This is a genomic window from Streptococcus sp. DD11 (genome assembly GCF_001578865.1).
GTDB classification, from domain to species: Bacteria; Bacillota; Bacilli; order Lactobacillales; family Streptococcaceae; genus Streptococcus; species Streptococcus panodentis.
The window spans coordinates 515,670-526,483 of record NZ_KQ969393.1 but is presented as its reverse complement, the minus strand read 5'-3'; the positions used below and the strand labels follow the sequence as shown (position 1 = coordinate 526,483).

Genomic DNA, 10,814 nt, shown 5'->3' with positions numbered 1-10,814 from the left:
TTTTTGCTGGTCAGCTCGAACTTGCGCTGCTCCAAAAGCCACCAAGCCACATGTTACCAGCGCCACAGCGCTTTTCAAAAATGATGTTTTCATGATTGCCTCCTTAGAATTTAAACTGCCTTCCCCTTTGCACCCTTATCCTAACAAAAGGGCAGCGCCAAATCTACCCTTTTTCGGTAAGTGGTAAGTTTCTGCAGGTAAGTGGTAGAAAAAGTAGCTCTATAATTTCCGTAGTGGGTAAAACCACTGTAGGAATGATGGAGCCTATTTGTTGTAGAAAAAAGTCCCATAAGACCTATAATGAAAAGCGACCAAACCATCATTAGAAAGACTCTTATGGAACAGTTCAATTTTATCACAAACTTACTGGGAATAAAAGACCAGAATATCACTATCTTGGACATTCTAGATGCTGGTACACATAAAGAAATCATCGCTAAGCTAGATTATCCTGCTCCTAAATGCCCTCACTGCCAAGGACAAATGGCTAAATATGACTTCCAGAAAGAATCAAAAATTCCCTATCTAGAGTGTGCGGGATACAAAACGCTGATTCGATTAAAGAAACGACATTTTCGCTGTAAAGTCTGTAGGAAAGTAGCTGTCGCAGAGACTTCCTTAGTCAAGAAGAATCACCAAATCGCGACCATCGTCAAGCAGAAAATCGCTCAAAAACTAATCGAGAAAGTCCCTATGACGGCCATCGCTGAAAGCTTAGATGTCTCTACTTCCACCGTCATTCGTAAATTGAAAGAATTCAAGTTCAAGACTGACCTTAACTGCCTTCCAGAATACATGAGCTGGGATGTGGAAACAGTCAGGGAAGTGACTGTTTCAATCGGCAGATAGAGATGAGCTTCATTGCACAGGATCTTGATTCCAGAAAGATCATAGCTATCTTAGACGGACGGACTCAAGCAACGATTCGCAATCACTTTCTGCGCTATTCCAGACAGGTCCGAAACCAAGTCAAAGTCATTACCATGGACATGTTTAGTCCCTACTACGATATTGCCAGAAAACTATTCCCAAACGCTAAAATCGTCCTCGACCGCTTTCACATTGTACAACATCTCAGCCGGGCTATGAACCGCCTCCGCATCCAAATCATGAATCCATTTGATCGAAAATCGCACGAATATAAGGCACTCAAACGCTACTGGAAACTCATTCAACAGGATAGCCGTAAACTAAGCCATAAACGCTTTTATTGCCCAACTTTTCGCATGCACTTGACCAATAGAGAGATTCTAGAAAAGCTACTCTCTTACTCTCAAGAACTCCGAGAACATTATGAAATCTACCAACTCTTACTGTTTCATTTTCAAGAGAAACAAACCGACCATTTCTTTGACCTTATTGAAGGAACAATTTCTTGTGTAACCCCTATCTTTCTAACTGTTTTTAAGACCTTTTTGAAAGATAAGGACAAGATCCTGAACGCACTGGAACTGCTCTACTCAAACGCAAAACTAGAAGCTACTAACAACCTCATCAAAGTCATCAAGCGAAACGCTTTCGGATTTCGGAACTTTGACAATTTTAAAACTAGAATCCTCATCGCTTTGAACATCAAAAAAGAGAGGACTGATTTAATCCTCTCCAGATTGTAACTTTTCATCAACCCACTACAGTTGACAAAGAGCCCGAAAAAGAGCGGAAATTCCGCTTTCTTCCGCTCTTTGATTCCAAGTTAGCATCAACCCAAAGCCACATCCAAAACCATCATGAGAACAAAGCCCACCATGAGACCTAAAGTCGCCACATCTGTATTGCCATTGGTCTGCGAATCCGGTATCAACTCCTCTACCACCACGAAAATCATAGCTCCTGCTGCAAAGGAGAGGGCATAGGGTAGAATAGCTGTCATGGCCATAACAGCTACTGCTCCGAGAACAGCCCCGATTGGCTCTACAATCGCTGACATGGAGCCCCAGTAAAAGGCTTTAAGCCGAGACTTGCCGTCTGTCCGAATCGGAATGGACAGAGCAGCCCCCTCCGGGACGTTTTGCAGGCCAATTCCCAAAGCTAGGCCAATCGCGCCAACAAAGGCTTCCGGACTTGGATTGGCGGCCAAAGCACCAAAGGCTACTCCGACTGCCAAACCTTCTGGAAAATTGTGAATGGTAATGGCTAAGAAGAGCAGGGCCGTCTTGGACAGCTTCTTGCGGCTGTGCTCATGAACGCTCTCTGCCTCCGAAATGTCCTTGCTCAAGTGCAGGTGAGGCACCACTGCATCGATGAAACGCAGGAAAAAGCCGCCAACCAGAAAACCAACTGCTGCAGGCAGCCAGGATAGCTTACCATAAGAAATCTCCGCATATTCAATCGACGGTGCCAGAAGCGACCAAAAGGAAGCCGCAATCATGACGCCTGCCGCAAAGCCCATCATAATATCCAGCAGTTTCCTGCTGACATGCTTAAAGAAAAATACAACAGCCGAGCCCACAATGGTACACCCCCATGTGAAAAGCCCCGCCAAGAAAGCCTGCAGCACCACAGGCTGCGACTGTAACCAGTTCATAAAGTTTCTCCCTACTACTCTAGTAAGTTTATAAAGTTAAGTTTGAACTTCTAGTATAGTTTTTATCTATGTAATCTAATACTTTTAATACAGCAATTATAATTGAATAGTCAGCATCAGTTCCATCAACAATCTCTTCTTTTATTTTACTCAATGCACTGTAAATATAATCCAACTTATAAAGCTCTTTAGACAAGCCTAATATTGAAATGCAAGATTTAGCTATCTTCAAATCATCTAAATTGAGTTGATTATTTGGGACGATAGCACCAACCTTATTTCGGTAAAACAGTCGCGAAAATTCTACTGAGAGTGGGTTGAGTTTATGCGGTAACACCTTCTCATGTTTTGATGTATTACATACCGGGCAAGCTAATGCTAAATTTTCATAGTTATCTATCTCTTTTGGAAATTTTTTTTGACTTAAAATATGTTCAATATGAAAGTACTCGGCTCCATATCTTAGACAACTCCAACCACAGTATATGCATTGACCATAAAAATCCTCTTTCAAAAAACATTTTAAAAGAAGGCGCTCACTGTATTTTGAATATTTGCAGGTTACACCTTGACGATGTCTAGGAAGTTTTGTATATCCTCGATAGTCATTTTTATAAATGTCTCTAATATGTAACATACCAAACTCCTTATTTATATTTTTCTATGATTTTGTATGCTTCTTTAATTAAACTATTTAACTCTGTTGTGTTTTCGCTAGATTGTTCCTTAGATTGACCTTTAACAGAAAATTGTTCATCAATTTTTCTTTCTATTTCCAAAGATTCTACCGAGAATTCACTATTTGATTTAAACCCCAAGTTCACCCTTTCAAGCTCCTGAATCACATTTAATCCTATTGAAATTTGTTCATCCAGATATTCGACTATATTATCTCTATCCGAATCCTTTTCAAAAACTTTTTCAGCTGCTGACGGCAATGTTACATCATTTTTGTGAGAAGTATAGATACACATTGGAAACAAAGGATTAAAACTCTTAATCTTTTTCCATAACTCTGTTGCATTCCCATATATACTACTCCCTTTTAAATCAAAATCTAAAATAATTCCGTAGATTTTTTTACTAATTAGTTTCTCAAAAAAATCCTGCTCACTTTTCTCATCTATAATTGGAAAGAAATCAAGGATATATCCTTTAGCTAGAAATGCTTTCCTCAATGCCCTGTAATATTCAGTATATCTTGCCGATTTATCATCGTCTATGAAATACAATACTTTATCATCATCCATGACTTACTCCTCCTGGCAACTCTATCTTTATTGAAAAACCATTATCACCTGGATTAGAGATTAACTCTTTACCACCTTTTAACTTAGAGATAACTGTTGATAGAATCCACATCCCCATTCCTGTACCATCTGTACTAAAAGTCTTATATGGTTCGAAGATAACATTTTTATCATCAATTTCTTCGCTTAAGCCATTTCCATTATCTGAGTAAGTTAAAACAACTACTCTACCTTCTAATTGAAAATCAATATTTATTTCTCTATTTTTAATTGTTTTTGGTTTTTTAAAACTTTTATAAGAATTAGTTATTAAATTCAAAAAAATACTATCCAACTGTGTTTCACTAGCATTTATATAAATATTTTTTTCTATGCTTTCCAGATTTGAAAAATCAGTTTTGCCATTTAATTTATAGTTGTAAACATTAAAATTATCTTCCATTGAATTATTCCACCATTTGAAAATTTTCGATAAATAATTCACTAGATTAATTTTTTCTTTTTATCACGTGTAGGATTATTTACACTACTATCTATAAATCCAAGTATACTACTATTTTTATCTGTAACTATACTTGCATAATCATACAAATTATAATCCTCAATAAAACTTCGGAAATCATAAGAGAATTCTTTAGAATAATAATCTCCCATAGTTATCAGTGTATTAGGGATTCCTTCAAAAAAATTTCTATCATTTTTTATCTGATGGGCAAAAGTTGACATAACTATACCTTGGGTTGCCATCGTACGCAACATATCACTCTCATTAATAAGATTATCTTTTTCTTCTATAGATACATCAGATAATGAATATAATTCCAACAATGACTGAGGAGTCAAGAGATTTATAAACTCTATATCCGAAAATAATTCTTCTCGGCTACCTTGATGTTTAGCTATAAGTCTATCAATTTTTTTCTTTAACTTTTTTCCCGCCTCGCTATGATTATTTACATCTGTTTGCTCTTTCAAAAAGTCATTATAAAGAATAAAAATTTCAGAACGTACAAATGAGAAATTTTTTATTATTTGTAAGATAATCTTTCTTAAAAATGTAAATTCCTCACTGTTTTTTAATCCTTCACGATTAGCTTGATCCTCAAAACCACCATTCGCTTCTTTGGTTATGTTAATATACCCACTCAACTGATTTGCTTGCATTATATAACCAGCTCTTGCAGCACCTGCAGGATTTTTTGCTCTTTCGTTTTCAATTCCAATCCAATCAAAGCCAATTGTATCAATCTCCCCATAAGGTCTTATTCTAAAACCATCTCTATATAGCAAAATACCCGGTTCAATTTCAAATTCATTCGTTTTAAAAACTGGATTATTAATAAAAGGATATTTTGTTGTACCAGTCTTTTTTGTAAAGTATAACATCCCATCAAAACCACCGATAGGATTCTCAGGTACTTTATCTGGAATAAATTCTGAAATTTTATATGAATCCGAAAAATAATAACGCTTTCTATTTTCTCCATTATCATCTTGAATATGATTCTTTAATTTCTCAAATTTAGAATTCACGAAATCTGGTGGCAATTGAGAAATATTAATTTCATCAAAATAACCATCAAAAATTAGCAAATCACTTTCATGAGAAAAAGAAAATTCAATTAAAGCATCAGTTGATACTTCAGAAATAGAAGGTTCAATAAGTTCTTGTTCATCAAAATAATTTAATACAATTTGAAAATCATCCGACTCTGTTAGTTTGAGTGGGTTTTTCAGTTTATTTAATGTTAATTTCAATAATGAGTAGTTTGTTCCCGCTAAATTTTTATCAGATAAAAACCACTCGTCATTTAATTGACGAGATATTAATATGGTGCCTTTTTTCTCATTATTTTTTAAATTTCTCTTCTTGTATTCTAAAACAAACTCTTCTAAAGTCAGTTCCTCAATGTCAATTTTCACAGTTTCTAAAGGTTTCCCAGATTTGAAATTGTCCCAATTAATTACAAAACTATGTGCAGTCTTACCATTAGAAGTTATAATCTGACTCTCACTACCTAATCTTCCCAGTGAAAGTCTCCCAATCCCCATTGAACCATTCATCACTCGTTCAGTATTTGAGTGTTTTACTGATACAATATTTGTTTTATCATCTGTTCCTAATGTAAAGAAGACATCTAGAATTTTTTCTAGGCTCATTCCATTGCCATAATCAATTACTTCTAGCTCAGTAGCTTTCTTATCTTCTGTTGTAGTGATTTTATCTCCAGATTTATTTTCGACAACAATAGTGTCTCCTTTGATATTAATATCTACACGCTTTGAAAATGCATCATAACTGTTTTTTACTAGCTCTAAAATAGCACTTCTATAGTCTAAAACATTGTCTCTCCCTAAAAGATTTACAGTTCTTGTCGTAGACTTAAAATTTGCTCTCTTTACAATTTTCGACATATTTTTCCCTCCTTATTTAAATAGGATAATTCTTTATGTCATTTACTGATATTCTAATTGACCGACCACTTGCATTAATTGCTCTTGTTTCAAGATAATTGAAAAATTTCTCTGATTCTAATATTTCTTGTGCGAACCCTAAATCTCTATCAGCTATAGGAACTATATAAAATCCTGAATATGGAATTGTTAAAACATCTAATCTGTATACATTCACTCTTTCCGTTATTACAGATGAGATCATCAATTTTTCTTGATTTAAGAATTTTAAACTCTGCGACCTTCCATATTCAAACCACTCTCCATCAAAACTTCTTTTAAGAAGAATATCCTTGTTATTTTTCAAATAGTCGGTTGCATTAGGAAAATTTTTAGTAAAATAACTTTCTGAGTATCTTAATAACTTCCCATTTTCGTAATTATAAGGAAAAATGATTCGTTCTTGAATATTTCGAGCAGCAGTTCTTGGACTAGCAGCTGGTCTTATAACAGCATCCTCTAAATCATAATTTTCCGAAACCAGAAATACTTTATTAGAAAGTGTTGCTACACTATTTGCGACCTTAAAAAAATCTCCAAATTTCAAATTATTTTGCTCAACATTTAGAGCTTCCTTAAAATACCATTTTTCAGTCAGATTTATTTTGTTCAACGACAACTTCTTCCTTAAATCAGCATCTATATATTCTACATTTTCTGCTGCAATTCCTTTGTCAATAATAATAATAGCCGAAGAAGTTAATGCTTCTTTAAAAATGTTTGTGTGTTTATAATCAATAATTCTAGTCAGCACTGGGAGTAGAATTTCTCTCAAATTCTGAGCAAAGACATTTTTAAATATACTACTTGGAATTAAATAAGCTAATTTTCCACTTCTAGGAGATAAATCTCTTATGCTCTTTTCCATAAACGCATAGCAATAATCAAATTTCCCTCTTTTACATGATAAGAAATTTTCTTTTAAAAATTCTCTTTTATCTTTATCTAACTCTTCATAACTAATATAAGGAGGATTGCCTACAATATAATCAGCAGTAAGCTCTAATTCTGTATATAAATAATCTTGTGTTGTTATATTCCACTTTACATTTTTTATCTTGTATTTTCCCACAAAATTATCTAAATTCTCTATACAAGAATTTAATATTTCAAAGTCAGTTTCAAATGCAATAAAATAAATTTCTAAATCTGTTTTTATTTGTTTAGAAGATTTACCCTGTTTTAATGATTCATCAATATATCTTTTAATAGCCTCTATTAATATATTTCCTTTTCCAACAGAATTTTCCAAGAAAACCTTATTTAAAATACTCTCTCCTTTATATCCAATATTATCTAACATCTGATTGACATATTTTTCAGGAGTAAAAATTTGAAATTTTTTCATAATTATCTTTACTATTTCTATTTTTAATAACTGTTTTTATTCACATCTTTTGCAATAAAATAATCTACCAAAGCTAAACATATTCCGCCTTACTTAAGCAGCTTCACATAGTCACTCTTAGTTGAAAACAACTGACCGACACGGACTTCCGCCTCTTCCACCCGATAGAGGGCGATATAGCTCTTGCCTATCACATAACCTCTGGTGATATGGGGCGGATTTATCTGCCGGCCAAAGCGATTATCTGCATTAAAGCCGCGCTCAGGAAAAACCTGCAAGCCCTCCAAAGTCTCGACAATCATAGCAATCCTTTTTCTAGCGGCATCTTCAGAAAAATGCTCTGAAAGATAAGTATAAATAGCATCTAACTCTCTTTCAACCGCTGGAGCAAGGATAACAGTGTAAAACTCAGATGTCATATTTTGCCCTGATACTTTCTAAGCTGACCCCGCGGCCTTCCTCTATAGCTTTTTGGTTTTCCTGGATTTCTTGCTGGAGCTGCTGGAAGAGCTCCTCTTTCTCCAGCTCTTCTTCTGTTAAAATAGGCAATTCATTTTTTACTGCCAGATTTTGCAGAAAAAGATTAAATCCCGATGTCAAATCAAGCTGGTTGCTGGCAAAAACTTTCTTAGCCTTTTCCAGCAATCTAGCATCCGTTTTAAAATTTACCTGAGTATCTTTTTTTATAGTCAGCATACTATATAACCTCCTAGTTTATCCCATTATAACACGCTCTTACGCATTTTTCAAATTAGAAAAAAACTAGGTAGATTACTAGAAAAATAACTATTCTTATAATAAACAAGAACACTTGATTATGTTCTTGTCTTCTGTCTTTCTCATCAGCTATCAACCTGCTTCACATACTTCTCAATAGCCGAATCCAGCAGGCCTGCTTCACCCAAAGCCAGATGGGCCAATTGGCGGCCGATAAGCGGACCGGTGGTCAGACCAGAAGATCCCAGGCCGCTGGCAGCATAGACCTGAGGCAATCCTGGCACAGGCCCAAAAAATGGAGAAAAATCACTGGTGTAAGCCCGCGTTCCCACGCGCTCACCCAGAATATCCGCAGCGGCCAGCTTTGGCAAATAGCCCTCTGCCTCCTTCTGCAGCTGATCCAGCACAGACAGATCTACCGTCAGGTCAAAGCCCTGATCATTTTCATGGCTGGCACCGACAGAGATGCTGCCCTTGGTAAAGGGGATGATGTCCAGCTCGCCCTCCGGCATGACAACCGGATAGCGATCTGTTGACTCAGCCAGCTTGAAATCGCGCAGCTGACCCTTTTGCGGCCGCACGTCCACCTCATAGCCCAGCGGCGAGAGGACCTGCCCCAGCCAAGCACCGGCGGCCAAAATGACGCTGTCAAAATGCCGGCCGTCAATCACATAGCCTTGGTCAACCGGCTGCAAATCAACTTTTTGGAAGCAAAGCTCAGCCCCGCTGGCCTTGAGCAGGGTTTCCGTCAAAAGAGAACCCTCAACCCGAGCCCCGCCTGAAGCATAGAGCAGCCGCTCAAAACCAGTCAGACCAGGAAATGATTCCTGCAGCTGCTCTGCAGTCCGGAACTGCAAATCGCCGATCAAAGGCGACTCTTTCCGCCGCGCAGCAGCCAAATCATAGAGCTCCTGCAGCTTGCTCTCATCTTTTTTGAGCAGACAGACACCTGTCTGCTGGTAAAAATCGGTCGAAATACCATCCTTCTCCAAATCAGCCAGCAGGTTTTGATAAAAATCCGCTCCCAAACGGGCCATGCGGTACCAAGCTTGATTGCGCCGCTTAGAAAACCAAGGACTGATGATGCCGGCTGCAGCCTTGGTAGCCTGACCGATACCGTGGTCAAAGACCGTTACCTGCACGTCTGGATAGCGGGACAGATAATAAGCGGCTGTTGAGCCAACAATGCCGGCTCCAATCACTGCCATTCTTTTCATACAAACGTCCTCAAATATGCCTGAATGGATTGGTTGAAGCCTGACTGGCGATAATGTCCACCTGCCAGCCCTCTTCTGCCTTCCAAGCCTCCAATTTTTCTTTTAATTTTTCCGTAAAGAGCACCTCGATATGGTGGCCGGGGTCCAGCGCCAAGAGCCCCTCCGTCAGCATTTCCTGAGCAGTATGATAGTAAATATCCCCAGTAATATAGACCTGAGCACCCTTTTGCAGAGCTTCCTTATAGAAGGACTGGCCGCTGCCGCCGCAGACTGCCACCCGCTCAATGGGCCGCTCCAAGTCCGCCGCCTCATAGGCCACCAGCCGCAGACTGTCTAGGCCAAAGGCTGTTTTCACCTTGGCTGCAAAAGCACCAAAAGTCTGGGGCTCAATCCTGCCCACCCGGCCAATGCCCTGATCCGGCGCCGTCTGGCTGAGAAATTCCGTCTCCCTGATCTCCAGAAGCTGGCAAAACCAGTCATTGAGACCGTCTGATACGACATCAATATTGGTATGACTGACATAGACTGCAATATCGTGGCGAATCAAGTCCAAAAGAATCTGATTTTGGGCCCAATCCGCCACCAAATCCTTGAGCGGCCGGAAAATAGGCGCATGCTTGACGATAATCAGCCCGACACCGGCCTCTATGGCCTCTACCACCGTCTGCTCACGAATATCCAGCGCCAGCAGAACCTTATCCACTTCCTTGTCCAATGTGCCAATTTGCAGACCCGAAATATCGCCTTCCATAGACAGTTCCTGAGGACAGTAGGCCTCATAGCGGGCAATGATGTCACTTGCGAACATGAAGCACCTCCTTGATTTGCTTGATTTTTTGAGAAATAGCAGAGCGTTCCTGCTCCTTTTCCTCTGGGATTTGGGCCAGCGCCTTCTCCAGCTTGCTCAGCTCTTTCTGCCACTTGGCCTGAAAAACAGCTGACGCTTCCCGCAGCAGGCAGGGTCCGAAGCGTTTCTCCTGCTCAGTCAGCAGCTGCCGGCCGGCTTCTGCGACCAGAATTTCATAAAACTTGCCTGCTTCTTCCAGCAGCTCCTCAGCCACCAGCATAAACCCCTGCTCAGACAGCCAGCTGCGGAGCTCATCCTCCCGGTTATTGGGCTGTAAAATCAAACGGCTGACAGGGCCCAGTTTCGCTCGGCCATTGTCCAAAATATCCGCAATCAAGCGGCCGCCCATACCAGCAATAACGATAGTGTCAATCTGATCCTCTGCCTCAAAGGCCGCGAGGCCGTCGGCTAAGCGCACCTCAATCTGCTGACTCAGCCCATGCTCGGCGACATTTTT

General features: G+C 39.0%; 12 protein-coding genes. 1 reads left to right on the top strand and 11 read right to left on the bottom strand.

Annotated features, from left to right (window positions below; translation table 11 throughout):
* Positions 1-336: 336 nt before the first annotated feature.
* Positions 337-1,613 (top strand): ISL3 family transposase gene (locus STRDD11_RS05815; protein WP_277592706.1). Its coding sequence is split into 2 segments (ribosomal slippage): positions 337-847 and positions 847-1,613, totalling 1,278 coding nucleotides; the frame shifts between segments, so codons are not numbered across the junction.
* An 86-nt stretch (positions 1,614-1,699) separates the two neighbouring features.
* On the opposite strand, the gene tmpA is transcribed toward STRDD11_RS05815, so the two are convergent.
* From tmpA to STRDD11_RS05765, 11 genes are all read right to left on the bottom strand, one after another.
* Positions 1,700-2,524, bottom strand: a complete 825-nt coding sequence (gene tmpA / locus STRDD11_RS05810) for a ZIP family manganese transporter TmpA (protein WP_128836225.1) — start codon at positions 2,522-2,524, stop codon at positions 1,700-1,702.
* 28 nt (positions 2,525-2,552) lie between these two features.
* Positions 2,553-3,161, bottom strand: a complete 609-nt coding sequence (locus STRDD11_RS05805; RefSeq protein ID WP_128836223.1) for an HNH endonuclease signature motif containing protein — start codon at positions 3,159-3,161, stop codon at positions 2,553-2,555.
* Between the two features lie 10 nt (positions 3,162-3,171).
* The gene (locus STRDD11_RS05800; RefSeq protein WP_128836221.1) at positions 3,172-3,774 is read right to left on the bottom strand and encodes a hypothetical protein; all 603 of its coding nucleotides are present in this window, start codon (positions 3,772-3,774) and stop codon (positions 3,172-3,174) included.
* Positions 3,767-4,216: an ATP-binding protein gene (locus STRDD11_RS14240; protein WP_241209329.1), complete on the bottom strand. Its 450-nt coding sequence runs from the start codon at positions 4,214-4,216 to the stop codon at positions 3,767-3,769. Before STRDD11_RS14240 ends, STRDD11_RS05800 begins: the two co-directional genes overlap by 8 nt.
* A gap of 41 nt (positions 4,217-4,257) precedes the next feature.
* Complete coding sequence (locus tag STRDD11_RS05795; protein ID WP_241209328.1) at positions 4,258-6,189, bottom strand: ATP-binding protein; 1,932 nt, start codon at positions 6,187-6,189, stop codon at positions 4,258-4,260.
* Between the two features lie 16 nt (positions 6,190-6,205).
* On the bottom strand, positions 6,206-7,576 hold the full coding sequence (locus STRDD11_RS05790; RefSeq protein ID WP_128836219.1) for an Eco57I restriction-modification methylase domain-containing protein: 1,371 nt from the start codon (positions 7,574-7,576) through the stop codon (positions 6,206-6,208).
* Between the two features lie 89 nt (positions 7,577-7,665).
* A complete protein-coding gene (locus STRDD11_RS05785; protein ID WP_128836217.1) occupies positions 7,666-7,995 on the bottom strand; it encodes a type II toxin-antitoxin system RelE/ParE family toxin in 330 nt (109 codons plus the stop codon).
* On the bottom strand, positions 7,985-8,272 hold the full coding sequence (locus STRDD11_RS05780) for a type II toxin-antitoxin system RelB/ParD family antitoxin (RefSeq protein ID WP_128836215.1): 288 nt from the start codon (positions 8,270-8,272) through the stop codon (positions 7,985-7,987). Before STRDD11_RS05780 ends, STRDD11_RS05785 begins: the two co-directional genes overlap by 11 nt.
* Before the next feature lie 146 nt (positions 8,273-8,418).
* A complete protein-coding gene (locus tag STRDD11_RS05775) occupies positions 8,419-9,510 on the bottom strand; it encodes an NAD(P)/FAD-dependent oxidoreductase (RefSeq protein ID WP_128836214.1) in 1,092 nt (363 codons plus the stop codon).
* 10 nt (positions 9,511-9,520) lie between these two features.
* Complete coding sequence (locus STRDD11_RS05770; RefSeq protein WP_128836211.1) at positions 9,521-10,318, bottom strand: Nif3-like dinuclear metal center hexameric protein; 798 nt, start codon at positions 10,316-10,318, stop codon at positions 9,521-9,523.
* The coding region (locus STRDD11_RS05765; RefSeq protein ID WP_241209327.1) for a tRNA (adenine(22)-N(1))-methyltransferase TrmK at positions 10,305-10,814 on the bottom strand (510 nt) is incomplete at its 5' end. The genes STRDD11_RS05770 and STRDD11_RS05765, both read right to left, overlap by 14 nt.